The organism is Arsenicitalea aurantiaca (assembly GCF_003994485.1).
In the GTDB taxonomy this organism is placed as follows: Bacteria; Pseudomonadota; Alphaproteobacteria; order Rhizobiales; family Devosiaceae; genus Arsenicitalea; species Arsenicitalea aurantiaca.
In genome coordinates, this window is the sequence record NZ_RZNJ01000001.1 from 437,530 (window position 1) to 461,746 (window position 24,217).

Here is a 24,217-nt window from a genome sequence, read left to right on the forward strand (position 1 = left end):
ACATGACGCATTCTCGCCCACTTTACAACTAGGCAACTTAGCAGCTAAGTAGGCAGGACACGTCTGGGAGGATCAAGTTGGACATTCGGGCCCCCGCGGTAAACCTGCAGATCGCAGATATCCGCTGCCATCCGCTGCGCGTTCAGTTGCCTGTGCCCCAGCGCACCTCGCAGGGTGACTGGGAAAGCCTCGACATCGTCGTGGTGGAGGTGGAGACGGCCGACGGCATCGTCGGGATCGGCGAGGGACTGGCCCGCAGGTCATCGGCGGCCTACGCGCTGATGATCGACGAGATTCTCGCCCCGCGGGTCATCGGGTGCCATGCGATGGACCGCCGGGCGATCTGGCGGTCAATGCGCTCGGCGCTGACCGGGCGGCCGGGCACGCAGATGCTCGAGGCGATGGCGGCGATCGACATCGCGCTCTGGGACATTGCGGGCAAGGCGCTCAACCAGCCGGTCTACCGGCTGCTCGGCGGGGTGGGGCGGACCCATCTGCCCGCCTACGCCTCATCGATCAACTGGCTCGACGACGAGACGGTGGCGCGCGAAGTTGGGAGCGCACTCGAAGCGGGATTTCGCCAGATCAAGGTGAAGCTGGGCGGGACGCCCGCGCAGTCGATCGCTCGGGCGCGCTATGTCCGCGGACTCGTGCCCGATGATGTCGCGCTCTGCGCCGATGCCAACTGGGCGTTCGACGTGCACGAAGCGATCCGGGTGGGTTTCGCGCTCTGGGATCTGGGCTATGATTTTTTCGAGGAGCCGATCGCGCCCGAAGACCGGGACGGCTATCGAACGCTGGCGCGCCAGCTACCGATCCGGCTCGCGGCAGGGGAGAGTGACAGCGTCGCATCGGACGTGCTCGAATTCCTACATGACCGCTCGCTGGGGCTGATCCAGCCCGACGTCGCGCGTTCGGGCGGCATCACCGAGACCTGGCGTATGGCTGAACTCGCGGCGGCGCACAATGTCGCCTACGCGCCCCATGTCGGCTGGTCGGGCGCGGTCTGCGCGGCAGCGAGTCTGCATCTGGCGGCCGCGGCCGAGAGCTTTCGCACCTATGAGTGCATGGTGTTCGACAATCCGCTGCGCCAGGCGCTTTGCACGCCGTTGCTGGGCGACGTGCGATGCCTCGAGAACGGCATGCTCGCCGTGCCGCAGACGCCGGGTCTCGGCGTCGAGTTTGACCGCGATGCGCTGCGTGAGTTTACCCGGAGGCCGGAACGGTGAGCGAACGCAAGGGATTGATGGGGGCGCTGGCGCTGGTTGCGCCCGTGCAGGCGATCGTCACACTCGTCATCTTCATACCGGCGCTTTACGTCCTCTGGCTCAGCTTCCAGAGTTCCACCTATGGACAGGCGGCACAGTTCGTCGGGCTGGCCAACTACTCGCGAGTCCTGTCGGACCCGTATTTCTGGCGGGCGCTGATCAATACCGCGGTGGTGGTGCTGGTGGTCGTTCACGTCGAACTGCTGCTCGGGCTCGGCATGGCGCTGCTGTTCGCCAGCGGGCTCGTTGCGCGCCCCCTGCTGCTGGCGGTCGTCCTCGCGCCCTATGCGGTGAGCGAGGTCAGCGCCGTCGTGATGTGGCGGTTCCTGTTCGATCCCTCGATCGGCATCGTCACCCAGGCGCTGTTAGCGCTTGGCCTGCCAACGCTGGAATGGGCGGTGTTCCCTTCGCATGGCCTCTTCATCGTGGCGCTGCTCAGCATCTGGCTGCACCTGCCGTTTACCTTCATCATTCTCTATGCGGCGCGCCTTTCGGTGCCGGGCGAGCTTTATGAAGCGGCCGCTATCGACGGAGCCAGCCCTTGGGCGCGGTTCCGCCGTGTAACCCTGCCGCTCCTCGTGCCGGCCATGCTGATCGCAATGCTGTTCCGCTACATCTTCGCCTTCCGGCTGTTCTCGGAAGTCTGGCTGATGACGGGCGGTGGGCCCGCGCGCCAGACCGAGGTGCTGGCCGTCTACCTCTATAACGAAGCCTTCCGCTACAACCAGTTCGGCACCGCCTCGGCGACCGGTTGGCTGCTGGTGATCGCCTCGCTCGGGCTGGCGCTCTTCTACCTGCGCAAGATCTACAAGGAGATGTTCGCCAATGCTCCGGCCTAAGCGTCTCGGCATCGCCCTGTTCAAGACGGTGATGGTGGCGATCATCGCCATCTGGTCGCTGCTGCCCATAGCGATGATTTTCATCTCGAGCTTCAAGTTCGATCGCGAGATCTTCGCGGTGCCGTTCCGGCTCGGCTTCACTCCGACATTCAGCAATTACGTCGCGCTCTGGGAGCAATGGGGCGGGTTCTTTTCGGGGCTGGTCAACAGCCTGATCATCACCGTGTTTGCCACGGTGCTGGCGGTGCTGGCGAGCGCCATCGCGGGCTATGCCTATTCGCGCAACCGCCATCCCGTGCTCTCAAGCAGCGCGTTCTTTCTCATCTTCATCCGGCTGATCCCGCCCATCGTCATTACGCTGCCGCTGTTTCCGGTGGTCAACCAGCTGCGCCTTAACGACACGCATCTGGTGCTGATCATCCTCTATGCAGCATTTTTCGTGTCGCTCGGCACGCTGGTGATGCGCACCTTCATCGACCAGATCCCGATCGAGATCGACGAGGCGGCGCACATCGACGGGGCGAGCCGGCTGCAGGTGCTGCGCCGGCTGATCCTGCCACTCTCGGGGCAGGGCATGGTCGCGGTGGCGGTGTTCGTCATCGTCTTCTCCTGGAACGAATATCTGTTCGCGCTGATCTTCACGACCGCCAATGCCCGCACCGCGCCCATCGTCATCTCCGAGATGATCGGGGCGATCGAGGGCGTGCAGTGGGGCGTGCTGTTCGCCGCGACCTCGATCCAGTTGCTGCCGGTGCTGCTATTCGTGATCCTTGCGCAAAAACAACTGGTCGCCGGCCTTACCGCCGGCTCGACGAAAGGCTGACATGTCCACTGCCAATACATCGCCCGACGGCAATGCCGCGCTTGCCGCCGCCATCGCGGGAGCCCTGCAGCGCCAGGATCCGAAGCTGGGGCGCTTCGATCCGCTGCCGCGCATTCTCGTGCATGACGATTTCGACCGCGGCTTCTGCGGCTGGACGCAGCTGGTGGGCAATTACGAGCACAGCCTCGACAGCATGCTGCCCGGCTACAGCCAGCACACTTCGCCCATGCTCTCTACGCTGGGCCATTGGGATGCGGGATCGCATGGCGGGGTCGATGGCAGCTACGCACTGAAGCTGGCGACGCGTCCGCGCGCCGGGGCGCAGAACGTGTCGATCAAGCGACTGACCTTCCGGCGCCGCGGGCCGATCCGGCTCGAGGCCTATTTCACCTTCAAGCCCGAAGCGAGCGCGCTGCGGCTGTCGGAAACGGACGTGCGTGCCTTCGGTTTCCTGTTCGACCTGCAGGTGGGCGACCGGGCCGGCGCGGGCGGCGAGCGCGTGATGCCCCATGTGCGGTTCCTCAATGCCGAGGGCGGCGCGCACGTGCAGAAATGGCAGTTCAAGCGCCAGCGCGTGCCGGTCAACCCAATCGGCACCGAGGGTAAGACGATCTCGCACTATCACCTCGCGCCCGAGGGCTGGGAGGATCTTGCGGAGGGCCAGCAGAGCCTCTGCTACAACGAAATCCCCACCAAGGTGAACTGGCACTATCTCTGCTTTGACTTCGATCTCGAAACCATGGCCTGCACGGGTTTCCGTTGTAACGACCGCTTTTTCGACGTGTCGGGCTTTGACTCGCTGCGCCTGCCGGCGATGAAGAATCTCTGGTGCATGCTCAACCTCGCCTTCTTCATCGAGACCGACACCGACAAGCGCAGCTTCGGCTATCTCGACGGCATCTGTCTGTCGGAAGGGGTTTGATCATGGTGCGGGAAAGCACGAGCGCGATCGTCGGGCGCAACGAGATTTGGCGCAGCGATTTCGCTACCGAGCCCTATGAGGCCGGCTGGGCCGGGGAACTCGTCCTATTCGTACGCGCCCTCGAGGCCGGCGGGGCAGACGGGGTGGAAGCGCGGGTGCAGATTTCGCCCGATGGTATGCACTGGGTGGACGAGGGTACGCGCCTGACGCTGCCCAGCCGGAAGGACGCTATCGGATATGCTCGGATCGCCCATTTCGGCAACTGGGTGCGGCTCGTCGGCACGCTGCCCGATGGCGCCGCGCTCAAGATCATCGTGACGATCCACGCCAAGGCCTGACGGGCCGGCGTACGACAACACCCGAGGGAATAGATCCATGGCTTCGGTCACCATCTCCGACATGCGCAAGAGCTTTGGCAAGCACGAGGTGATCCACGGCGTGGACATCAAGATCGCCGATGGGAGCTTCGTTGCGCTCGTCGGCCCGTCGGGCTGCGGGAAATCGACCTTGCTGCGCATGATCGCGGGGCTCGAGGAGATCAGTGCCGGCGAACTGCGCATAGGGGAACGGGTCGTCAACGAGCTGCCCTCCAAGGACCGCGACATCGCCATGGTGTTCCAGTCGTACGCGCTCTATCCGCATCTGACGGTCGCTGAGAACATGGGGTTTTCGCTGTCGCTGAAGAAAGCCAGCAAGGCCGAGACCGAGGAGCGGGTGGGCTATGCCGCGCGCACGCTGGGGCTCGAGGCACTGCTGGATCGCAAGCCCAAGCAGCTTTCAGGCGGCCAGCGCCAGCGCGTCGCCATGGGCCGTGCCATCGTGCGTGATCCACAGGTGTTCCTGTTCGACGAGCCGCTCTCCAACCTCGACGCCAAGCTGCGCGTCCAAATGCGCGGGGAGATCAAGGCGCTGCATCGTCGGCTGGCGACGACCACGATCTACGTGACCCATGACCAGGTGGAGGCCATGACTATGGCCGATGAGATCGTGGTGTTGCGCGACGGGCGGGTAGAACAGGCGGGCCAGCCCATGGACCTCTATGATGCGCCCGCTAACATCTTCGTTGCCGGCTTCATCGGCTCGCCAGCGATGAACTTTTTTGCCGCGACCATCGAGAGCGTCGACACGTTGCGGCTCGAAGACGGCACGGCCATTCCGTTTTCGGGCGGGGAGGGGCTGGCGAAGGATCAACGGGTAAGCGTCGGCATCAGACCCGAGCATCTGATGCTGGCGCCCGGCGGCGCGCCCTCCAAGATCACGCTGGTAGAGCCCACCGGGCCGGAAACGTTGCTGACCCTCGAGGTCGGGCACGCGGCCGTCACCATGGTGTCGCGCGAGCGTCGGCGGTTCACTGAGGGTGAGATCATCACCATCGCGCCCGAGCCGGATCGGCTTCACCTCTTCGATCCGGAAACGGGCATGCGCCTGCCCCAGCGCCAATAACTCAATCTGCAAAGGATTTTCTCGTGATCGACATCGATCTTTCCGGCCATGTCGCCATGGTCACCGGCTCCTCGCGGGGCATCGGCCGGGCCTCGGCTCTGCTACTGGCAAAGGCCGGGGCGCGCGTCGTCATCAACTACAAATCAAACCGCGAGGCGGGTGAACGCACCGTGGCCGAGATCGAGGCGGCCGGGTCCGAGGCGCTGCTGGTGCAGTGCGATGTCGGTGACACAAGTTCGATCGCGGCGATGGCGGAGGCGGGGCAGGCCCGGTTCGGTACGATCGACATTCTCGTCAACAATGCCGGTGGCGGTATCGCCAAGCCGGCCGACCAACTGAGCGACGACGAATACGAATATGTGTTCGACGTCAACGTGCGCGCCTATGTCGCCGCCGCGAGGGCCGTGCTGCCGGCGATGAAGGCGGCCGGCTGGGGCCGGATCATCTGCATCTCCTCGGTTGCGGGACGCTCGGGCAAGGCCTTTATCGGCACCTCGCCCGCCTATGCCGGGGCCAAGGGCGCGGTGATCTCCTATTCGCGCAGCATGGCACGCGAGTGCGGCCCGTTCGGGATCACCGTCAATACGATCTGCCCAGGCTGGATCGACTGGGAAGGCAAGGGGCGTGTCGTCGATCCGGACCTGCGTGCCGGCGCCATTGCGCAGATGCCGATGGGGCGAGTGGGGAGCGACGCCGACGTGGCGGGTTCGGTGTTGTTCCTTGCCTCGGATTATGCCAGCTACATCACCGGTGTGGCGCTGGATGTGAATGGCGGGCTCTACATGGCGTGATCCAGCCGAGCCACTACCGGCGCTGTTGCATACAAAATCGAGCCGGGGCATAAGCGTGTAGTTCTACAAAAACGGTAGCATCATGCTCAGCGACCTCGATCAACAGCGCCCCCGGTTCGGGCCGGCCGAATTGCGGCTGGCCGACTACATCCTGCAGGCGCCTCGCGCGGCGACGCAGTTGTCGCTCGCAACGCTGTCGGCCAATGCCAAGGTCAGCGAGCCGACGGTGATCCGGCTCTGCCGAAAGCTCGGCTGCACCGGGTTTCCCGATTTCAAGCTGCGGCTCGCCGAGGATCTCGCGGCGGGCACGCCCTATGTCCATCACGAGGTCAATCCTTACGACCCGATGCCTGAAATCAGCCGCAAGGTGCTGGATTCGACGATCTCGGCGCTGGTGACGCTCTCCAAGAGCCTCGATGCGGCGCTGTTGGAGCGGGCGGTGACGGTGCTAGCGCAGGCTCATCGGGTGGACCTCTTCGGTACGGGCCCGTCGAGCGTCGTCGCCTATGGCGCGCAGCAGAAGTTCATGTTTCTCGAGATGCCGGCAGTATTCCAGCACGATTCGCACCTACAGATCATGTCGGCGACGGGGCTCGGCTCGCGCGACGTGGCGATGTGTTTTTCGTTCACCGGGCAGACGACCGACATCGTCAAATGCGCGACCCAGGCGCGCAAGGCCGGGGCAACGGTAATCGGGGTCACAAGGAACGGTTCGGCGCTGGCCGAGGCCTCGCACATCACCATCGCGGTCGACACGGTGGAAAACACCTTTGTCTATTCCCCGACGACAACGCGGCTGGCGCATTTCGCGGTGGTCGACATCCTGTCCACCGCGCTGGCCGTGCGGCGTGGGCCCGGCATCAGCGATCGGATGCAGGCGATGAAGGAAGCGCTGCTCGACAAGCGCATTCCGCAATAATCAGTTTTACTACACAAATTCGCGGCGCGACCGGCTTGACCGCATTCTGATGTGTGCATAAAACTACATTTGCGATCCAGAGGGAAACGGATCGCGAGGGAGGATTACGCATGCTTATCTCACGCAGGGCGCTCTTGGGTGGCGCCGCCGGCCTCACCGCCCTTGGAATGCTGCCGCGCGCCGCGTTCGGGCAGGAAGACGTCGTCAACGTGCTGTCGCACCGGGTGCATCAGGGCGTGGCGGAGGGGCCGGCCGGCTCGATTACCGCCGAATGGGCGGCCGCCAACAACGCACGGCTCGAATGGCTGACCTACGACACCGGCCCGCTGCAGGAGCGGCTGTTCCGCGAGGCAAGCCTTGGGTCGACCGAGATCGATCTCGCCTATATGCTCAACACTTGGGCCAACCCCACCGCGCTCAATCTGTTCGAGCCACTTAACGCGCATATGGAGCGCGATCCGATCGAGGATTTCGAGGATTTCTTCCCCGGCATGGTTGAGGCGGTAAGCTCTGGCGGCGAGCTTTGGGGCATCCCCATGCGCCATGCGACGGCGGGGCTGCACTACAATGAGGAATTGTTCGAGGAGCGGGGCCTGTCGGGGCCGCCCGAGACCATGGAGCAACTGCTCGACTATGCCCGGCAGCTGACCTATACGCGCGACGACGGCACGCCAGTCGTCGGCTTCGTCATTCCCAACAATTATTCCAACATCGTGCACATGGCGCGCGCCTGGAACGGGGACTTCATCAACGGCGCCTATGAGGTGACGGCGGCCGAGCCGCCCATGGTTAAAGCCATCACGGCGCTGCGCGCGCTGTTCGAAGACGGCGCCTTCCCCCGGGAATTTCCGGCGCTGCTCCAGGAAGAGGCAAGCACCTGGATTCAGGGCGGGCGCGCGGCGATGGTGATCACCAATATGAGCCGGAACGCGCAGTTCAACGACCCCGAGCGGTCGCAGTTTCCGGGCCGCATCAAGACGACGTCGGTGCCGATTTCCGAAGAGCTGGCGGGGGAGTTCGAGGTTGCGCCGGTGGGAACCGAATCCTGGAGCTACGTCATCCCGCGCAACGCGACCGACAAGCAACGGTCGTGGAGCCTGATCAAGCACATGTCCTCGCGCGCCTCCACGCGCACCGCCGCGCTCAATGGCAACGGGCCGGCCCGGGCCTCGCTCTATGCCGATCCCGAATATATCGCGACGCTGCCCTATGCGGCCGAGGAGGCTCGCGCCCTGGCCGTGGCCCGCGTGCCGATGCCGGCCTTCGACGGAGCGCCGCGCGCGGCGGACCTGATCCGCGAGGCCTATGAGGGCGCCGTGCTCGGTTTCGTCGAGCCCGAGGCGGCGATGGAAGATCTCGCCGCGCAGCTGCGCCCGTTGCTGCCGCGCTGACCGGCTGATCCCCAAAGACGATCCCGGAGGCCGATGCCGGCCTCCGGTCCCTTCCTTGCGCCCTTTATGCGCATCCACGCAAATTCTTGGACAGGCCAGAACCGAATGAAAATCGCCGAGATCAAAGCCATCCCGCTCACCATGCCGATCGCGCCGGGCGAGCACAGAACCTGGTGGGGGGATTATCCCTCGATCTCGATCATCCTCGTCGAGGTGACGACCGACGAGGGGATCAAGGGCTATGGCGAGGGGCTGGCGCGCTATTGCCCGCAATCATACGGGCTGATGATCGAAAACCTGCTGGCGCCGCGCTATATCGGGCAGGACCCGTTCGCCGTCGAGGCGCTGTGGCAGCGCGCCTTCCGCATCCATAGCGGCAAGTCGGGCGGCATGATGATGGAAGCGATCTCGGCCATCGACATCGCGCTCTGGGACATCATGGGCAAGGCGCTGAACCAGCCGATCCACCGGCTGCTGGGCACGTACGGCCGTACCGAAGTGGAGGCCTATGCCTCCTCGATCTCGTGGAGCGCCGAGGAGAAGGCGGCCGAGCAGATCGAGGCGGCCACCGCCATGGGCTTCAAGATGATCAAGGCCAAGCTCGGCGCACCGGCCGACGAGGCAATCGCGTGGTGCCGCAAGGTGCGCGAGATGGTGCGCAGCGACATCAAGCTCTGTGCCGACGCCAATTTCGCCTATGACCTCGATGATGCAATCAGGGTGGCGCGGGCGCTGCACGAGCTCGATTTCTACTGGCTCGAGGAGCCGATCGCGCCTGAGGACATCGACGGCTACAAGCGGCTGCGTGCGGCCTCGCCCATGCGCATCGTCGCCGGCGAGAGCGAGCACACAACGTTCGGGGCCCGCGAGATTATCGCGTCGCGCGCCGTGGGCATGATCCAGCCCGATTGCACGCGGGCGGGCGGCATCACCGAGACGCGCAAGATCGCCAATCTCGCCTATGCGTTCAATGTCGGCTATGCCCCCCATATCGGCGGCGGCGGGGCCATTTCGTCGGCCGCAAACCTGCAGCTGTCGGCGGCCATGCCCAATTTCACGATCTTTGAAAGCATGATCTTCCCGAGCGCGCTCCGCGACCAACTGGCCACCGAGCCGGTCGGCGCGATCGACACCAGGACCGGGCTCGTGCCGGTGCCGCAGGGGCCGGGGCTGGGGATCGAACTCGATTTCGACATGGTCGAAAAGCTCCGCTCGGAAGGGTGACACCATGTTCGGCAGGGTCGGGCAGTATCTGCTCATATCGCCGGTTCATTTGCTGCTGATCGCGTTCATCCTCGTACCCTCGCTCTATGTGGGCTGGCTGAGCTTTCACAGCGCGACCTTCGGGGGCACGGCTGAGTTCGTCGGCTTTGCCAACTACCTGACCCTGCTGGGAGACCGCAATTTCTGGCGAGCCTCGCTCAATACCTTCGTGATCGTCAACCTCATCGTCTACATCGAGTTGGCGCTGGGGCTGGCGATCGCCCTGCTGTTCGCGCGCGGCGTGCCGATGACGAAGGTGATGGTCGCGATCGTGCTGCTGCCCTATGCGGTAAGCGAGGTGGTGGCGATCGTCATGTGGCGCTACGTGTTCGACCCGAGCGCGGGCATCGTCAACCTTGCGCTACAGGGCATGGGGCTGCCGATCGTGGAATGGGCGATCAACCCGACCCATGCGCTAGGGCTTGTCGTGCTGATCAGTGTCTGGCAGAACCTGCCCTTCACCTTCATCCTCATCTACACTGCCCGGCTGGGGCTGCCCAAGGACATCTACGAGGCCGCCGACCTCGATGGCGGCTCGCCATGGAAGATTTTCCGGCACGTAACCATCCCGCTCCTGATGCCCGCCATCATGGTCGCGGTGATGTTCCGCTACATCTTTGCGTTCCGCATCTTTTCGGAAGTCTGGCTCCTCACCGAAGGCGGTCCGGCGCGGATGACCGAAGTGCTGGCGGTCTACCTCTATCGCAGCGCCTTCCGCTACCATGATTTCGGCGTCGCCTCGGCCACGGGCTGGGCCATGGTGCTGCTCTCCTTTGCTATCGCCGCACTCTACCTGAGGGCGATGTACCGGAGGATGTTCACATGAACACGCGCATGCTGGGCGCAGTCGGGCGCCATGTCGCCCTCGCCATGGTGATCCTGTGGTCGGCCTTCCCGATCTATTTGGTGGTCAGTTCCTCGTTCAAGGCATCGCGCGACATCTTCGCGATCCCGCCAAAGCTCTTTGCCTTCAGCCCCACGCTCGACAATTACGTGCGCCTGTTCAACGAGTGGCCGCAGTTCTTCCAAGCGCTGGGCAACAGCCTCATCATCACCGCCTGCGCCACGGCGCTGACTGTGATCGTCTGCTCGCTGGCGGGCTACGTCTATTCGCGCCATCGCGGCATGCTGCTGACCGGCTCGGCCTTCTTCATGATCATCATCCGGCTGTTTCCGCCCATCGTGATCACGCTGCCGCTTTTTCCCTGGATCAACGCAGTCCGGCTCAACGACACGCACATCATCCTGATCGTCCTTTACGCAAGCTTTTATGTGAGCCTCGGGACCTGGATCATGAAGGCGTTCTTCGACCAGATCCCGCGCGAACTGGACGAGGCGGCGACCATGGATGGCGCGTCGCCATTGCAGGCGCTGGTGCGGATCCTCCTCCCGCTCGGGGCGCCAGGCATGGTGGCGACGGCGGTGTTCGTCACGGTGTTTGCCTGGAATGAGTTCCTCTTTGCCTTCATCTTCTCATCGACCAATGCGCGCACCGCGCCAATGACGCTGAGCGAGATGATGGGGTCGGTCACCGGGGTGGACTGGGGGGTGCTGTTCGCGGCGGCGAGCCTGCATCTGGTGCCCGTCGCCATCTTCGTCGTGGCCATGCAGCGCTATCTGATCGCTGGGCTAACGGCCGGATCGGTCAAGGGATAAAGGCGAGTTCGCCGGAAGGAATGCAATGTCTGGGATTACACTGCGCGGGGTGCGCAAGGCCTATGGCGATGTCGAGGTGCTGCACGGGGTCGATCTCGACATCCCGCAGGGCAAGATGACCGTGCTGCTCGGACCCTCGGGATGCGGGAAATCGACGCTCTTGCGGATGATTGCAGGGCTCGAGCCGATCACCGGCGGCGATCTCGCCATTGCCGGGCGGCGGGTCAATGACGTGCCGGCCAAGCAGCGCGGCTGCGCTATGGTGTTCCAGAGCTATGCGCTCTATCCCCATCTGAGCGTCTACAAGAACCTTGCTTTTCCGCTGACCATGGCGGGGCAGGCGGCCGAGACGATCGACACTCGCGTGCGCGCCATAGCCGCAATGCTGCAGATCGAGCCCTATCTCGACCGGCTGCCGCGCGACCTCTCTGGTGGCCAGCGCCAGCGCGTCGCGATGGGTCGTGCGATCATTCGCGAGCCCGACGTCTATCTCTTCGACGAGCCGCTTAGCAATCTCGACGCTGAATTGCGGGTGAAGATGCGGCTAGAGATCGCGAGGTTGCAGCGCGAACTGGGCGCGACCATGCTGTTTGTCACTCATGACCAGGTTGAGGCAATGACACTCGCCCACCAGATCGTCGTGATGAAGGACGGCCATATCGAACAGGTGGGCGCTCCGCTCGACATCTATCGTGCGCCCGCGTCGCGGTTCGTCGCGACTTTCATCGGCTCACCAGGCATGAACATTATCGACGTCACCGAGACGCTTGGGCAAGGCTCAGACAGGGCGGCAGTACTCGAGAACGGTGTGCATGTGCCGCTCGCTGCCTGGGGATCTGAGGCGCCTGCCGCGATCGCGCTCAGGCCCGAGGCGTTTTCCTTGCACCCGCTGGAGGGCGGCTCGGTGCTCACTCTGGACAGCGGGAGCTATACAGTTCTCGGCATTGAGCAACTCGGCGATCGGGCGTATTGTTATCTGTCAACCACGATTGGAGAGATTGCGGTGGCGGTAAGTGGCGGGACGGGCGTGGAAGCAGTGGGAAGCGCACAAGGTCTTAATCTCCACTATCGCCAAGGGGACATCCGCCTCTTCAACGCTAGCGGCCGTGCTATCGCCGGCTAGCGCCAGCCAGACCTGTCGGCTGTAACTTTCTCAACAACCGGCCGTCTTGACGCCGCTTCTGATTTGCAGCACATACGGGGGCGTTGCGGGTGTAGCTCAATGGTAGAGCAGAAGCTTCCCAAGCTTACGACGAGGGTTCGATTCCCTTCACCCGCTCCAAGCCGAAATTGCCAATATTCGTCAGCCGCCGCTCACTCGGGGCTCATTTTGCCATGGGGTTGGCCTCGCGGTCGCCACGCCGACGGGTTCCGGCTTTCGGGCATTGCGATACCTTTGGCGCCAATCAGATTTTGGCGGCGTCCGGCAGGAACTTGTCGAGTCCCATGATGTCGTAGGTACGCTCGCCCGCGGCCAGGCGAGCGCGCAGGGCCGTCTCGTTCTGTTCGCGCGCTTGGCTGAGACGAATGACCTCATCGATCTCGTCGGCATCCACAACGACGAGGCCGTCACGGTCACCCACCACGATATCCCCCGGGCGTACGATCGTGCCGCCGCAGAGGATCGGCTTTTGCACCTTGCCCACCTGCCGCTTGCCCGAGCCCTTGATCGACAGGCCCCGCGCAAACACCGGGAAACCGGAATCGACCATCGATTGGGCGTCGCGCACACAGCCATCGACGATCAGTCCACCGCAGCCAACGGCCTGCGCGCCGGCCGTCATGACATCGCCCCAGATGCCGGACTCCATGAAGCCCTTCGCGTCGACGACGAGAATATCCCCGGCCTGCATGCGGGTCAGGGCATAGTGCAGCATCAGATTGTCGGCGGGTTCGCTGTCGACGGTAAAGGCTCGACCCGCAAGGCGCATGCCCGGATCGATCGGCTTGATGCCCGAATCCATCGCACCGCGGCGGCCCTGCGCCTCGTGAATGGTGGCCGATCCAAGCCTTCCTAGGGCCGCCAGCTTCTCCGCCAGTGTCATTTCCATCTCCCTGTCCGTAGCTTACGATCTTGACGCCTGCGTCAAATGTGCCTCCTCTGCTAGAGGGGCAGAAAGCCCGGCTGAAGGGTGTTTTTTTTTCTATCAGCTAGATACGGACCCAGTAGGGAAGCATGATGAAGCTGCAGCAGTTGCGCTATCTGATCCAGGTTGCGGAATCGGGCAGCTTCACCAAGGCGGCCACCAAGCTCAACATCGCCCAGCCGGCACTCAGCAAACAGATCAGGCTGCTCGAAAGCGATCTGGGCGTGGCTTTATTCGTGCGTGACGGCCGCGGGGTCGAGGCGACCGCCGCCGGACGCGAACTGCTTCGTCGGGCGGGCCTGCTTTTTCACGATCTCTACGAAATGCGACAGGCTGTCACCAGTTACCGCGACGTCGTCGAAGGGACCGTGACGATCGGCATGATGCCCATGCTCGGCGCCCATGTGGTGCCCGACCTGCTGCTGCGCGCCCGCCAGCTTCATCCCAATGTGCGTATCAACTTCATGGTCGGCATGTCAGACGCCATCCATGAGTGGGTGATCGCGGGGCGCGTGGATTTCGGCATCGTGTCCACCGCAGCCGAAACCAGCAAATATCTCGTCTACCAGCCGCTTGCCACGAGCCGCATGGAGCTGGTTCACAGCGTGTCGGACGCTGCAGTCAACGAGGGCAATGCGATGACGCTTGCTGAAGCGCTGCAACTTCCCCTCGTGATCCCCACGAAGGCCAATGGGCTACGCTCGCTGATAGAGCGGGGGGCGGCGGAGAAGGGCCTCAGCCTGCAGCCCGTGATCGAGGTTGATTCAATCGACATCATCAAGCGGCTCGTGCGCACCGGCATCGGTGGCGCGATCCTTCCCCGCTTTTCCATCCTTGAAGAACTGGAGCGCGGTGATTTTCGGAGCGACCCGATTGTCGAGCCGGAGTTGACCTATGAGGCGGCGATCACCTTTCCGGTCGAACGGCCGCTGAGCTCGATTTCGTCGGCGATCGCTTCGATCTTGCAGGAAGTCGTCATTTCCGTGCTCAGCGAGGCGCCGTCGGTCTCTAATGATTATAGCTGATAGCACGGCAAGTCGGCTACCGACGCCTCACCCCTCCATCTTAACTGGCTTCACCTGCTGAAACCAGCAAGCCGGAGGGAAAGTCCGGACTGGTTCTTCCCTTTTCGCCCCGGCTCGCCGGGCTGAGGGCGATGCGGTGTTGAACACGTCGGGAAAGGTCGGGGCGTATCGATGGGCTTGTCTCGGGATCAGATTGCTGAAGCGGCGAGCCTGCTCATCTCAGCAGGCCGCAGCGGGACCCGGCTCTCCGCGCTGCCGGAGCGAATCCGGCCTGAGGCCATCGAAGATGCGCACGCCGTTCACGATGCGGTTCGCGAGGCGCTGCGCCAGGACATCGGTGCGATCAAGGTCAACCTTGCTGGGGGCGTCGTCTTTCGGGGCACGCTGGCTAGCGCAGTATGTCGACCCAGCCCGGCGAGGTTCGATGCAGCTCCCGGGCAGTTCGCCGGCATTGAAGCCGAGATCGCCTTTCGCTTCCCGGACGGGCTGTTGCCGTCTCCCGATTCTTATGATCCCGCCCGTGTGGCAGAGGCCACAGAGGCTTGCGCAGCTTTCGATCTCGTGGGCACGCGCTTTCATGACTTCATGCGTCGCAGCCAGTTCGAGCGTATAGCCGATGGGCTGAACGCCGGCGCCTTTGCCTATGGCCCTTTTCGGCGAAACTGGCTCGGCGTGAACTTTGCCGAGCTTGCGGTGCAGGTATCGGTGGATGGCATCGAGAGTTTCTCCGGCATCGGCGGTCACGCTGCAAGCGATCCCTTCCTCTACGCACTCGCCTATGCCGAAACTGTGCGGGACCAGGGGATCGCGCCCGGTACCATACTGACCACCGGCTCATTATGCGGCCTGCTGCCCGTCGCCCCGGGCCAGACCATTCGCGCGCGGCTCGGTGACTTCCACCCCATCGAAGTGACGCTGCGGCCCATCGACAACGAGGGCGACGCGCTAGAGCGTACCCGGCCCGGCAGGAGAGAATACCAATAATGCTGATCTACGAGAGTCTGGCGAAAGCCTTTGCCGCGGAAGGCGTCGATACCCAGTTCGGCCTGATGGGCGATGGCAACATGCACTGGATGACGGCCATGGACCAGCTTCCTGGCATGACCACGGTGGGCGTACGGCACGAACACTGTTCGGTGCTGATGGCGATGGGATACTGGAGCGCCACCGGCAAGCCGGGCGTCTGCTCGGTCACGCATGGCCCCGGTTTCACCCAGGTCATGACGGGGTTGACGACGGCCGCGCGCAACAATGTGCCGCTGGTCTGCTTTGCCGGCGAGACGTCGCTCGGCGCGTCCTGGGCCCTGCAGGCAATGGACCAGGCGCCACTCGCGCGCGCGTGCGGGGCCGAATACATCGCCGTGCACAGCCCCGCACGCATCCATGACCAGGTGCGCGAGGCATTTTATCTCGCGCGGACCAAGTCGATGCCGATCGTCCTCGGCGTGCCGCTCGATATTCAGAAGATGCAGGCACCCAACCTGCCGCCTTATCGGCCGTCGCTGGAGTTCCTGTCTCCGACCACAGCGTTGCCGCCCGATCCGGCCGCAATCGCAATGCTTGCCGAGAAGCTCGCCGCCGCCCGTCATCCTGTGCTTGTTGCAGGAAATGGTGCGGTGCAAGCCGACGCCCTTGCGGTAATCGAAGCTCTGGCCGACCGGACGGGTGCGCTCCTGGGCACCTCGCTTCTTGCCAAGGGCGCTTTTGATCATCATCCCTTCTCGCTCGGAATCGTGGGCGGCTATGTGCGCGAGGCATCGCGGGCCATCGCGCGCGATGCGGATCTCGTCATCGCTTTTGGCGCCCAGCTCTCCCGGTTCACCCTCGATGGGGGCCGGATGTTCCCGGATGCCGAAATCGTGCAGGTCGACATCGCGCCACAGGCGCTGAAGGAAGGGCTCGTGGTCGCCCACACAATGCTCCGTGCCGACGCGAGGCTTGCCGGGGAGGCACTGTTCGGTCGGCTCGAGGGCCATCAGCCCCTAACCACGATCCGAACCGATGATGTCGCACGCCGCCTGCGCGAAGGTCCCGCCGACTCGACGCCTTACGCCATTACCGACGGCACGCTCGATCCGCGCCGTGTCTTCGAGGCCCTCGAGACGATCATCCCCAAGGACTATCATCTGGTCTCGGGATCGGCCCACCAGGCCTATTGGCACACGGCCATGCGCGGCATGGCGCCTCAGAACTATCATGCGGTTCGCGCCTTCGGGGCCATCGGCAATGCGATGAGCTTTGCCATCGGGGTGGCCACCGCGCGCAAGGACGGCAAGGTGGTGCTGGTGGAGGGCGATGGCGGACTGCTCATGCACATCCAGGAGATGGAGACGCTGCAGCGCCACGGCATCAAGCTGCTCATCGTCTGCGTCGATGACGGTGCCTATGGCGCGGAGATCCACAAGCTTCGTGTCGACGGCGTCGATGATGCCAACGCTATCTTCGGACGCCCCAATTTCGAGGGTGTCAGCAAGGCGTTCGGTGCTGACGGCGCCACGGTCACCCGCATCGAGCAACTGCCGGACCTGATGGCCCGATACGAAGCGGGCGAGGTGGCAGCCATCTGGGACGTCCACGTCTCGGACCAGGTGATGACGCCGCCCATGCGCGACGAAGTCGCTGCTAGCAAATCCAGAATATGAAGCGCGAAAGCGCGTAAGGGAGGAAGACCATGAGACTGTCTAGACGCACCCTGCTGGCCGGCATTGCCGGCGCGGCGCTCGCTTCGGCGATCGGTTCGGGGCCAGCGGCGGCCCAGAGCTGGCCGGAGCCAGGGCGGACCATCACCGCCATCGTCCCGTTCACCGCCGGTGGCGGCACCGACGCCTTCGCGCGGCGCATCACACCCAAAATGTCCGAAGCGCTGGGCGTTCCCATCGAGGTCGTAAACCGGCCTGGCGCATCGTCCCAGATCGGCATGACCGAACTGGCCAATGCTGCCCCGGATGGCTACACCATCGGTTTCCAGATCTTTCCGACCTCGCTTGCCTATCTCGACCCTGAGCGCCAGTCCGCCTACACCCGCGACAGCTTCACGCCGATCGGGCCGGCCTTCGTCGTGGAGAGCGTGCTGGCGGTCCGTACCGATAGCCAGTTCGAGACACTCGGCCAGCTCGTCGAGCACGCCACCGCAAATCCAGGCGTATTGACGGCAGCTACGCCGGGCGTGCTCTCGACCGGGCATCTGGCCGCAATCGGCTTCGAGCAGGCAACAGGGGTCGATTTCGCGCTCGTCAACTTCCAGGGCGGGGGACCTTCGGTCACCGCGACCCTGGGCGGGCACGTCGCAGTGGGCTTTTTTGCGATGAACGAGTTGCTGCCGCAGCTCGAAAGTCGAGGCGGTCAGCTGCGCGCGCTCGCGGTGCTCTCGGACCAGGACAATCCTTACGAGGTGCCGACCGCGGTCTCGCAGGGCTTCGATGTGCCCTCCTACGCCCCCGATGTCGGCATCGTGGCGCCAGCCGGAATTCCTGCCGAAGCGCAGGCGGCGCTCTCTGAGGCGCTGAAGGCCGCGCTCGAAGACCCCGAGATCATCGCGGCGGCTGCCGACACGGGCAACTCGATCGGTTGGGAGTCGCCCGAGGACTATACCGCCCGCTGGATCGAGGCAGAAGAACGCTACGCTCCGCTGATCGAACTGGCCAAGCAGTAGAAGTCTCCGGGCCACGCCGCTGGAGGCGTGGCCCACCCCGACACCAGAGACATTCCGAAAGCCACCGTGGAAACGCTCCATCTCCTCTTCGAGGGCATTTTGACGGTTCTTCAACCGGGCAATCTGCTCTTCGCATTCCTGGGTTGCCTTCTTGGCACGATGATCGGGGTTCTGCCCGGGATCGGTCCTGCGGCCGGCATCGCCATCCTCATTCCCGTTACCTCAGGCATGGACGCTACCGGCGCGATCATCATGCTCGCCGCGATCTACTATGGTGTCATGTATGGCGGCACGATCACCTCGGTGCTGATCAATACGCCGGGCGAAGCGGCGTCCGCCGTCACCTGCCTCGATGGCTACCAGATGGCCAAGCGGGGCAGGGCAGGGGTGGCGCTGTCGATCGCCGCGATCGGTTCGTTCATCGGCGGTACCTTCGCAACGTTCGGGCTCGTCTTCCTCGCGCTGCCCTTGACCGGTCTGGCGCTTGCCTTCGGGCCTCCCGAAATTTTCGCGCTGCTCGTCTTCGGGCTGTCGCTCGTGACGGGGCTGGCGAGCAAATCGCTTGTCCGGGCGCTTATCGCAGCCATTATCGGCATGCTCATCGCCCAGGTCGGGATCGATCCCGTGCTCGGCGCCCCGCGCTTTACCTTCGGCATCACCGAACTGTTGGACGGGTTCGGCATCGTGCCGGTCGTCATGGGGCTGTTCGGGATCGGTGAACTGCTGTCGAGCGTCGAGGCGCGCTATCGCAACAAGCCGACGCCGGCGGTCCGGGGGCTTCTCCCATCGCCGACCGACTTCCGGGCCTCTGCCGCCCCGATTGCACGGGGTACCGGGCTTGGCTTCGTGCTCGGTCTCGTCCCGGGCATCGGCACGATCGTGCCGACCTTCCTGTCCTATGCGCTCGAGCGCCGGCTGTCCCGCACCCCGGAACGCTTTGGCCAGGGTGCGATCGAAGGTGTCGCCGGCCCTGAAACTGCCAACAATGCCAGCGCCGCCGCCTCGCTCATTCCACTGTTCACCCTAGGCATACCCGGCTCGGCGGTCACCGCGCTGCTGCTCGGCGCCTTCATGGTCAAGGGGTTGACGCCCGGCCCCGCGCTGTTCGTCGAGCAACCGGCCTTTGTCTGGGCGATCATTGCGAGCCTGCTCGTCGGAAATCTGATCCTCCTCGTGCTCAACCTGCCCTTCATTCCGGTGTGGGTCTCGCTGCTGCGCGTGCCGCGGGCCATCATGCTCTCGGCAATCCTCTGCTTTTGCATACTGGGGGCCTACAGCCTCAACAACAGTACCTTCGACGTCATCGTCATGCTCGGCTTCGGAATTGTGGGCTACCTGTTCAACAAGCTCGATATCCCGGTCGCCCCGCTCGTGCTGACGCTTGTGCTCACGCCATTGCTCGAGGCCGCGCTCCGCCAGTCGCTCGAGATGTCGGTGGGCAATTTCATGATCTTCGTCAACCGGCCGATCGCGCTGGGGTTCATCGTCCTTGCGATCGCCTCGATCGCACTCTCGGCCCTCAATTCGGTGCGTCACCTGCGTGGGGGAGGCAGCGAGATATGACCGACCCTGACACCGAACACGAGCCCGATGACGCCGGCCTCTGGCCGCAGCCGACTTCGATGCGGCGCGTGCATCAGATCGCGGCCCTGCTGCTCGTGCTCTTCGGAGCCTTCATCGTATGGCAGGCGCTGGGGCTGCGCTTCTACACCTCGCTCGGTCCGGGCCCCGGCTTCTTCTCGTTCTGGCTCGGCGCCTCTCTCATCGTTCTCGCCCTCATCATGTTCGTGGGCGCAAGATGGGGCCGCGCCGAATTGCCGCCGCCGGGCTTCTTTGCGGACCGGCAAGGCTATCTGGGCATGGCCGGAATCGTGGGGGGATTGCTCGCTGCGAGCCTGTTGCTCCGCCCTCTCGGTTTTCCGCTGACGCTGATGGCCATCATGTTCGTCATGCTCAAACTCGTGGGCCGTACCGGATGGACCACGGCGGTGCTCGGCGCCCTCATCGGCGGACCCGGTGTCTACCTGCTCTTTGTTCATTGGCTGAGGGTGCCGCTACCTGCCGGCATCACCAGCTTTCTCGGCTAGCCACAGATGGAACGCTCATGATCATCGATATTCACGGCCACTACACCACGGTTCCCGGCGACCTGCTCGCCTTCCGCAAGCAGCAGCTGTCAGGAGAGGTGCCGCCCGACCGCATCGTCGCCCAGGCGGCGGGGATCTCCGACGATGCCATCCGCTCGAGCATTCTGGAGGGGCAGCGCAAGTTCCAGATCGAACGTGGCACCGATCTCACCATCTTTTCGCCGATCGCCGGGGCCATGGCCCATCACGAGGGCGATGCGACCATGAGCCGGTACTGGGCGGAGGCCTGCAACAACACCATCCACCGGGTGGTGCAGATGTTCCCCGAAAATTTCATCGGGGTCTGCCAATTGCCCCAGTCGCCCGGCGTCTCGCCTGAAAACTGCATCGAGGAATTGCGTCGCTGCGTCGAGGAACTTGGCTTCATCGGGTGCAACCTCAATCCCGATCCGGCGGGGGGCTACTGGACCGATCCGCCGATGTTCGATCGCTGGTGGTATCCGCTCTACGAGGCGCTCTGCGATCTCGACGTGCCGGCGATGATCCATGTCAGTTCGTCCTGCAATCCGCACTTCCATCATACCGGCGCGCACTATCTCAATGGCGACACCAGCGTCTTCATGCAGTGCGTGACCTCCGACATCTTCAGGGATTTTCCCAAGCTGCGGTTCGTCATTCCCCATGGCGGCGGGGCGGTCCCTTATCATTGGGGCCGCTACCGTGGGCTCGCACACGACCTCGGGCGCCCCATTCTTGAAGAGCATCTGCTTGAGAACATTTTTTTCGATACCTGCGTCTATCACACGCCAGGTCTCGAACTGCTCACCAAGGTCATCCCGACCAAAAACGTTCTGTTCGCGTCCGAGATGATCGGTGCCATCCGCAGCATCGATCCGCGGACGGGCCATCACTACGACGATACCAAGCGCTACATGGATGAGCTCGACCTCAGCGCCGAGGATCGACAGGCGATCTTCGAGGACAATGCCCGCCGGGTCTATCCGCGGCTCGACGCCCAGTTGAAATCCCGCGGTCTCTAGGCCAGGGCACCTGATTAAGCGCCGTCACCGTCCCGGACCCGAAAGAACAGGTCCGGGATAGGGCGGCGCTCGCCGCCGCAATCGGCACACGGCAACTGTGAATATTTCGAACGAGCGATGATCGCTCAGGCGGCAGGGCCGAAGCCGAATTGGCCCACTGATTGCGAGGTCTTCCAGCGCACTTTGCCTGGAAGCCCGAGGGCGGACGAGGCGCGGTTGCTCCGCGCCTCGCCTGACGGTCAGTTAAGCTCGCGCAGGGTGCCTTCGAAGAGCTCGTCCGTGGTGTACCGCTTCGACACGATGCCCTGCTCAAAGGCGTAGCGTGCGATCAGGTCAAACGCCTCGCGGTTGGCATCTACGCCAAACGGCATCGGGTCGCGGCCGGCGGGGGCAGGGGCGGCGTCCTTGCTGGCCTTCAGCATGCGATAGATTTCTTCAGCGAGCCATGGGTGCTGCCGCACAAGCTCGGTTCGGATGACGACCAGATGGTTGACCGGGGAGAAGCCGTGTGCCTCGGCCCATTGCTCGGCCACGGCATCGGCGTCGTCGATCACCGGCACCAGTGCAGGGTCGGCCGTCTTCTCGGTGATCGCAGCATCGACTTCGCCGGTCTTGAGCATGTCGAGCAGTGCGCGGCCTTCAGGGGCCCGGATGACCCAGGACGGTTCGTCGAAATCGGGGACGTGTGCGCCCTCGAAGGTCACCCAGTTTATGTCCTTGAAGGAGACGCCGTACTCGTCCCCGAGCATGCCGCGGATCCAGGCGCCCGTGGTCTGGGAATAGGCCCGCACCGCGACGCGCTTGCCAGGCAGGTCCTTGGGGCCGAAGGTGCCGAACGTCCTGTTCTGTATGAACAATGGCTGCTGGGGGCGGCCGAGCATCACTGCGGGAACTGGCGTGATGGGGATGCCGCGATCGACCGCCATCAGATAGGTGACGATCGCCATCTCGCAGACGTCGTAGCAGAGCTCACGCGCCATCGGCTTGAATGCGGTGTGGACCGGTGTGACCTGAACGATGTCGAGATCCACGATGTCGCTCTTGATGTCGCCCCGTTTTATGGCTGCGGTGATGGGCTCGTCGCCGATCACGAGGCTTAATTTCAGGGGGGCGCTATCGACGCCCGCAGAGTTCAGGTCGGGGTCTTGCATGGTCATCGGTCGCCTTCGTCCATGGGATCAAGCGCGGTCCGATCGGGACCGGACTTCGCGCAGAACGGAGACTGAACCGGCGACCCGGGGCTTTCCATAGCCTTGTGGGAATAGCAGCTTTCATGTTTCGCATCTGAGCGCCCATCCCGCACGCCCGGACCAGGGTCGTTCTCGGGAAGCCAGCGGGGTCATTCCCGAATCGCACTAGCTGATAGCGCAATAATCTGGGTAGGCAGCGCCGGTCACCATCCTAGGCTTGGACAAGACCAAGGAGGATGAAATGAACCTGCTCAAGGCCCTCGCGGCCACCCTCGTCGTTGGCTGCGCCGCGCTGTCGGCCACCGGCGCCAATGCCCAGGACTTCCCCACCGAGCCAATCAAGGTGATCGTACCCTACGCGCCGGGTGGCGTGACTGATCTGCTCGCCCGCACGTTCCAGCGCGCCATCGGGGAGGCCGGCACGCTCTCGCAGCCGATCACCGTGGTGAACATGGCTGGCGCCGGCAGCACGGTGGGCACGCGCCATGTGATGAGTGCCAAGCCGGATGGGCACACGCTGCTGCTCCACCACCTCGGCCTGCTCTCGGGCCAGGCTGCCGGCATGTGGGAGCACGGCTTTGCCGATTTCGCTCCCATCGCAGGGACCACCCGCTATTGTCACGTGCTCGCCGTGAGCGCCTCGTCGCCCTATGACGATCTCGCCGGGTTCCTCCAGGACGCGCGCGAGAATCCCGACACCATCGTTTTCGGCGCCAATCTGGGCGGCGCCATCCACATGGCCGGTCTCGTCGTCGAAAGCCTCGACCCCGAAGCCAAGCTGCGCTTTGCCCAGATCGGCGGCGAGGTCGACAACATCGCGGCAATCAAGGGCAACATCATCCAGGCAACGGCCCTCTCGGTGGGCTCGTACAACCAGTACAAGGCCGAAGGCCTGAAGGCCCTGTTCGCCATGGCGCCGGAGCGTGCCGCAGAAGCCCAGGACATCCCGACCGGCGTCGAACTCGGCTACCCCGATTCCTCGCTGTGCGTGCAGCACAGCTGGTACGCACCCGCCGGCACTCCGCCCGAAGTTGTCTCGACGCTCGCCGACGCCCTCGAGGGGGCGATGAACGACGAGACGGTGAAGGCGTTTTTCGCCGGCCGTTCCATGGAGATGACCTTCGTGCGTGGGGATGCGCTCACCGCCGATCTCGAAGCCACCTACGCGCAGTTCGCGCCGCTCGCGGCCGGTGCCATGGCGCCGGTTCAATAAGGGCCGCGTTCGCAAAGCGGTGATCCGGTCGATGGGGAGGGAGAAGCTTTCCTCCCCATCCTCCTGTTTGAGAAATCCAGCCCGCGAGACATGATGACCATGAGCGACAAAGGTCTGCAGACCAAAATCCTGGCAGCCGTGCTGATCGCCTTCAGCGCCCTCATTTTCTGGGGGACGCTCAATCTGGCACCGTCGCCCTTCGAGCCCTTGGGCGCGAGCGCATTTCCCCGGTTCATCGCCGTTCTGGTTGCAATCTTTTCGATTGGGCTGGTGTTCATGCCCTCCGAACGGGAAGAGCCCGAACTCCCGGTCGTGGCTGATCCTGCTCCGGAACTCGCCGGGCCAGTGGATGACGACCAGGTCGGCATGCGGGCCACGCCCGTGATGGCCTTGGCGACCGTCGGCTGCACCATTGTCTACGCTATCGCACTGCAGGCGCGGATTGTGAGCTTTGCCATATCGACCGCGATCTTCCTCCTGGTGCTCATGACCATTCTCACCCGCTTCAACCCTCGAGCCATGCCCTTAACTCTCGTCATGGCGGTCGTGTTCGGATTTGGCCTCGAATACGTCTTCACCTCAGTGTTCGTGGTCAACCTTCCATAAGA

At 63.9% G+C, this 24,217-nt stretch carries 24 protein-coding genes and 1 tRNA gene; 23 read left to right on the plus strand and 2 right to left on the minus strand.

Annotated features, from left to right (window positions below; all coding sequences use genetic code 11):
• The first annotated feature begins 77 nt into the window (after positions 1–77).
• The 14 genes from EMQ25_RS02175 to EMQ25_RS02240 all read left to right on the plus strand — a co-directional run bounded on the left by EMQ25_RS02175 (position 78) and on the right by EMQ25_RS02240 (position 12,597).
• Entirely contained in the window at positions 78–1,229 is a 1,152-nt protein-coding gene (locus EMQ25_RS02175; RefSeq protein ID WP_204569812.1) for a mandelate racemase/muconate lactonizing enzyme family protein, read from the plus strand.
• Positions 1,226–2,107, plus strand: coding sequence for a carbohydrate ABC transporter permease (locus EMQ25_RS02180; protein ID WP_244606434.1), 882 nt, complete (start codon positions 1,226–1,228; stop codon positions 2,105–2,107). Before EMQ25_RS02175 ends, EMQ25_RS02180 begins: the two co-directional genes overlap by 4 nt.
• A complete protein-coding gene (locus EMQ25_RS02185) occupies positions 2,094–2,930 on the plus strand; it encodes a carbohydrate ABC transporter permease (RefSeq protein WP_127186909.1) in 837 nt (278 codons plus the stop codon). Before EMQ25_RS02180 ends, EMQ25_RS02185 begins: the two co-directional genes overlap by 14 nt.
• Position 2,931: 1 nt before the next feature.
• Positions 2,932–3,852, plus strand: coding sequence for a DUF6772 family protein (locus EMQ25_RS02190; RefSeq protein ID WP_244606435.1), 921 nt, complete (start codon positions 2,932–2,934; stop codon positions 3,850–3,852).
• Between the two features lie 2 nt (positions 3,853–3,854).
• A complete protein-coding gene (locus EMQ25_RS02195; protein ID WP_127186910.1) occupies positions 3,855–4,190 on the plus strand; it encodes a hypothetical protein in 336 nt (111 codons plus the stop codon).
• Positions 4,191–4,227: 37 nt separating this feature from the next.
• Positions 4,228–5,295 (plus strand): ABC transporter ATP-binding protein, encoded by a 1,068-nt coding sequence (locus tag EMQ25_RS02200; RefSeq protein WP_127186911.1) that lies wholly within the window; start codon positions 4,228–4,230, stop codon positions 5,293–5,295.
• Between the two features lie 23 nt (positions 5,296–5,318).
• Complete coding sequence (locus tag EMQ25_RS02205) at positions 5,319–6,086, plus strand: SDR family NAD(P)-dependent oxidoreductase (protein WP_127186912.1); 768 nt, start codon at positions 5,319–5,321, stop codon at positions 6,084–6,086.
• Positions 6,087–6,168: 82 nt separating this feature from the next.
• Positions 6,169–7,005, plus strand: a complete 837-nt coding sequence (locus EMQ25_RS02210) for a MurR/RpiR family transcriptional regulator (RefSeq protein ID WP_127186913.1) — start codon at positions 6,169–6,171, stop codon at positions 7,003–7,005.
• A 110-nt stretch (positions 7,006–7,115) separates the two neighbouring features.
• Positions 7,116–8,396 (plus strand): type 2 periplasmic-binding domain-containing protein, encoded by a 1,281-nt coding sequence (locus EMQ25_RS02215; RefSeq protein ID WP_127186914.1) that lies wholly within the window; start codon positions 7,116–7,118, stop codon positions 8,394–8,396.
• A 105-nt stretch (positions 8,397–8,501) separates the two neighbouring features.
• Entirely contained in the window at positions 8,502–9,620 is a 1,119-nt protein-coding gene (locus tag EMQ25_RS02220; protein ID WP_127186915.1) for a mandelate racemase/muconate lactonizing enzyme family protein, read from the plus strand.
• A 4-nt stretch (positions 9,621–9,624) separates the two neighbouring features.
• The gene (locus EMQ25_RS02225; protein WP_127186916.1) at positions 9,625–10,485 is read left to right on the plus strand and encodes a carbohydrate ABC transporter permease; all 861 of its coding nucleotides are present in this window, start codon (positions 9,625–9,627) and stop codon (positions 10,483–10,485) included.
• Positions 10,482–11,315 carry a carbohydrate ABC transporter permease gene (locus EMQ25_RS02230; RefSeq protein ID WP_127186917.1) on the plus strand — a complete coding sequence of 278 codons (834 nt, stop codon included), beginning with the start codon at positions 10,482–10,484 and terminating at the stop codon, positions 11,313–11,315. The genes EMQ25_RS02225 and EMQ25_RS02230 overlap by 4 nt, the downstream gene beginning before the upstream one ends.
• A gap of 25 nt (positions 11,316–11,340) precedes the next feature.
• The gene (locus tag EMQ25_RS02235) at positions 11,341–12,438 is read left to right on the plus strand and encodes an ABC transporter ATP-binding protein (RefSeq protein ID WP_127186918.1); all 1,098 of its coding nucleotides are present in this window, start codon (positions 11,341–11,343) and stop codon (positions 12,436–12,438) included.
• 85 nt (positions 12,439–12,523) lie between these two features.
• A tRNA-Gly gene (locus EMQ25_RS02240) sits at positions 12,524–12,597 on the plus strand.
• Between the two features lie 124 nt (positions 12,598–12,721).
• Here EMQ25_RS02240 and EMQ25_RS02245 read toward each other — a convergent pair.
• Positions 12,722–13,366: a 4-carboxy-4-hydroxy-2-oxoadipate aldolase/oxaloacetate decarboxylase gene (locus EMQ25_RS02245; RefSeq protein WP_127186919.1), complete on the minus strand. Its 645-nt coding sequence runs from the start codon at positions 13,364–13,366 to the stop codon at positions 12,722–12,724.
• Between the two features lie 125 nt (positions 13,367–13,491).
• On the opposite strand from EMQ25_RS02245, the gene EMQ25_RS02250 reads away from it, so the two are divergent.
• The 7 genes from EMQ25_RS02250 (at position 13,492) to EMQ25_RS02280 (ending at position 21,206) form a co-directional block, all read left to right on the plus strand.
• On the plus strand, positions 13,492–14,427 hold the full coding sequence (locus EMQ25_RS02250; RefSeq protein WP_127186920.1) for a LysR family transcriptional regulator: 936 nt from the start codon (positions 13,492–13,494) through the stop codon (positions 14,425–14,427).
• A 171-nt stretch (positions 14,428–14,598) separates the two neighbouring features.
• Positions 14,599–15,411 (plus strand): hypothetical protein, encoded by an 813-nt coding sequence (locus tag EMQ25_RS02255; protein WP_127186921.1) that lies wholly within the window; start codon positions 14,599–14,601, stop codon positions 15,409–15,411.
• Complete coding sequence (locus tag EMQ25_RS02260) at positions 15,411–17,069, plus strand: thiamine pyrophosphate-binding protein (protein ID WP_127186922.1); 1,659 nt, start codon at positions 15,411–15,413, stop codon at positions 17,067–17,069. The genes EMQ25_RS02255 and EMQ25_RS02260 overlap by 1 nt, the downstream gene beginning before the upstream one ends.
• 29 nt (positions 17,070–17,098) lie before the next feature.
• Positions 17,099–18,079, plus strand: a complete 981-nt coding sequence (locus tag EMQ25_RS02265; RefSeq protein WP_127186923.1) for a Bug family tripartite tricarboxylate transporter substrate binding protein — start codon at positions 17,099–17,101, stop codon at positions 18,077–18,079.
• A gap of 66 nt (positions 18,080–18,145) precedes the next feature.
• Positions 18,146–19,642 carry a tripartite tricarboxylate transporter permease gene (locus tag EMQ25_RS02270; protein ID WP_127186924.1) on the plus strand — a complete coding sequence of 499 codons (1,497 nt, stop codon included), beginning with the start codon at positions 18,146–18,148 and terminating at the stop codon, positions 19,640–19,642.
• On the plus strand, positions 19,639–20,166 hold the full coding sequence (locus tag EMQ25_RS02275) for a tripartite tricarboxylate transporter TctB family protein (protein WP_127186925.1): 528 nt from the start codon (positions 19,639–19,641) through the stop codon (positions 20,164–20,166). Before EMQ25_RS02270 ends, EMQ25_RS02275 begins: the two co-directional genes overlap by 4 nt.
• A gap of 17 nt (positions 20,167–20,183) precedes the next feature.
• Positions 20,184–21,206: an amidohydrolase family protein gene (locus EMQ25_RS02280; protein ID WP_127186926.1), complete on the plus strand. Its 1,023-nt coding sequence runs from the start codon at positions 20,184–20,186 to the stop codon at positions 21,204–21,206.
• Positions 21,207–21,445: 239 nt separating this feature from the next.
• Here the strand turns inward: EMQ25_RS02280 and EMQ25_RS02285 are convergent, their stop codons facing one another.
• Positions 21,446–22,363, minus strand: coding sequence for a substrate-binding domain-containing protein (locus EMQ25_RS02285; RefSeq protein ID WP_127186927.1), 918 nt, complete (start codon positions 22,361–22,363; stop codon positions 21,446–21,448).
• 274 nt (positions 22,364–22,637) lie between these two features.
• Here EMQ25_RS02285 and EMQ25_RS02290 point away from each other — a divergent pair, with 274 nt between their 5' ends.
• On the plus strand, positions 22,638–23,609 hold the full coding sequence (locus EMQ25_RS02290; RefSeq protein WP_127186928.1) for a Bug family tripartite tricarboxylate transporter substrate binding protein: 972 nt from the start codon (positions 22,638–22,640) through the stop codon (positions 23,607–23,609).
• 99 nt (positions 23,610–23,708) lie between these two features.
• Complete coding sequence (locus tag EMQ25_RS02295; RefSeq protein ID WP_158625926.1) at positions 23,709–24,215, plus strand: tripartite tricarboxylate transporter TctB family protein; 507 nt, start codon at positions 23,709–23,711, stop codon at positions 24,213–24,215.
• Positions 24,216–24,217 lie beyond the last annotated feature (2 nt).

Bases quoted from the DNA above. Each gene is read 5' to 3' on its own strand.
- EMQ25_RS02215 (WP_127186914.1), top strand. From the start codon at position 7,116: ATGCTTATCTCACGCAGGGCGCTCTTGGGTGGCGCCGCCGGCCTCACC.
- EMQ25_RS02210 (WP_127186913.1), top strand. From the start codon at position 6,169: ATGCTCAGCGACCTCGATCAACAGCGCCCCCGGTTCGGGCCGGCCGAA.
- EMQ25_RS02190 (WP_244606435.1), top strand. From the start codon at position 2,932: ATGTCCACTGCCAATACATCGCCCGACGGCAATGCCGCGCTTGCCGCC.
- EMQ25_RS02265 (WP_127186923.1), top strand. From the start codon at position 17,099: ATGAGACTGTCTAGACGCACCCTGCTGGCCGGCATTGCCGGCGCGGCG.
- EMQ25_RS02250 (WP_127186920.1), top strand. From the start codon at position 13,492: ATGATGAAGCTGCAGCAGTTGCGCTATCTGATCCAGGTTGCGGAATCG.
- EMQ25_RS02285 (WP_127186927.1), bottom strand. From the start codon at position 22,363: ATGACCATGCAAGACCCCGACCTGAACTCTGCGGGCGTCGATAGCGCC.
- EMQ25_RS02235 (WP_127186918.1), top strand. From the start codon at position 11,341: ATGTCTGGGATTACACTGCGCGGGGTGCGCAAGGCCTATGGCGATGTC.
- EMQ25_RS02220 (WP_127186915.1), top strand. From the start codon at position 8,502: ATGAAAATCGCCGAGATCAAAGCCATCCCGCTCACCATGCCGATCGCG.
- EMQ25_RS02280 (WP_127186926.1), top strand. From the start codon at position 20,184: ATGATCATCGATATTCACGGCCACTACACCACGGTTCCCGGCGACCTG.
- EMQ25_RS02200 (WP_127186911.1), top strand. From the start codon at position 4,228: ATGGCTTCGGTCACCATCTCCGACATGCGCAAGAGCTTTGGCAAGCAC.
- EMQ25_RS02245 (WP_127186919.1), bottom strand. From the start codon at position 13,366: ATGGAAATGACACTGGCGGAGAAGCTGGCGGCCCTAGGAAGGCTTGGA.
- EMQ25_RS02225 (WP_127186916.1), top strand. From the start codon at position 9,625: ATGTTCGGCAGGGTCGGGCAGTATCTGCTCATATCGCCGGTTCATTTG.
- EMQ25_RS02295 (WP_158625926.1), top strand. From the start codon at position 23,709: ATGAGCGACAAAGGTCTGCAGACCAAAATCCTGGCAGCCGTGCTGATC.
- EMQ25_RS02275 (WP_127186925.1), top strand. From the start codon at position 19,639: ATGACCGACCCTGACACCGAACACGAGCCCGATGACGCCGGCCTCTGG.
- EMQ25_RS02260 (WP_127186922.1), top strand. From the start codon at position 15,411: ATGCTGATCTACGAGAGTCTGGCGAAAGCCTTTGCCGCGGAAGGCGTC.
- EMQ25_RS02185 (WP_127186909.1), top strand. From the start codon at position 2,094: ATGCTCCGGCCTAAGCGTCTCGGCATCGCCCTGTTCAAGACGGTGATG.
- EMQ25_RS02290 (WP_127186928.1), top strand. From the start codon at position 22,638: ATGAACCTGCTCAAGGCCCTCGCGGCCACCCTCGTCGTTGGCTGCGCC.
- EMQ25_RS02195 (WP_127186910.1), top strand. From the start codon at position 3,855: ATGGTGCGGGAAAGCACGAGCGCGATCGTCGGGCGCAACGAGATTTGG.
- EMQ25_RS02230 (WP_127186917.1), top strand. From the start codon at position 10,482: ATGAACACGCGCATGCTGGGCGCAGTCGGGCGCCATGTCGCCCTCGCC.
- EMQ25_RS02255 (WP_127186921.1), top strand. From the start codon at position 14,599: ATGGGCTTGTCTCGGGATCAGATTGCTGAAGCGGCGAGCCTGCTCATC.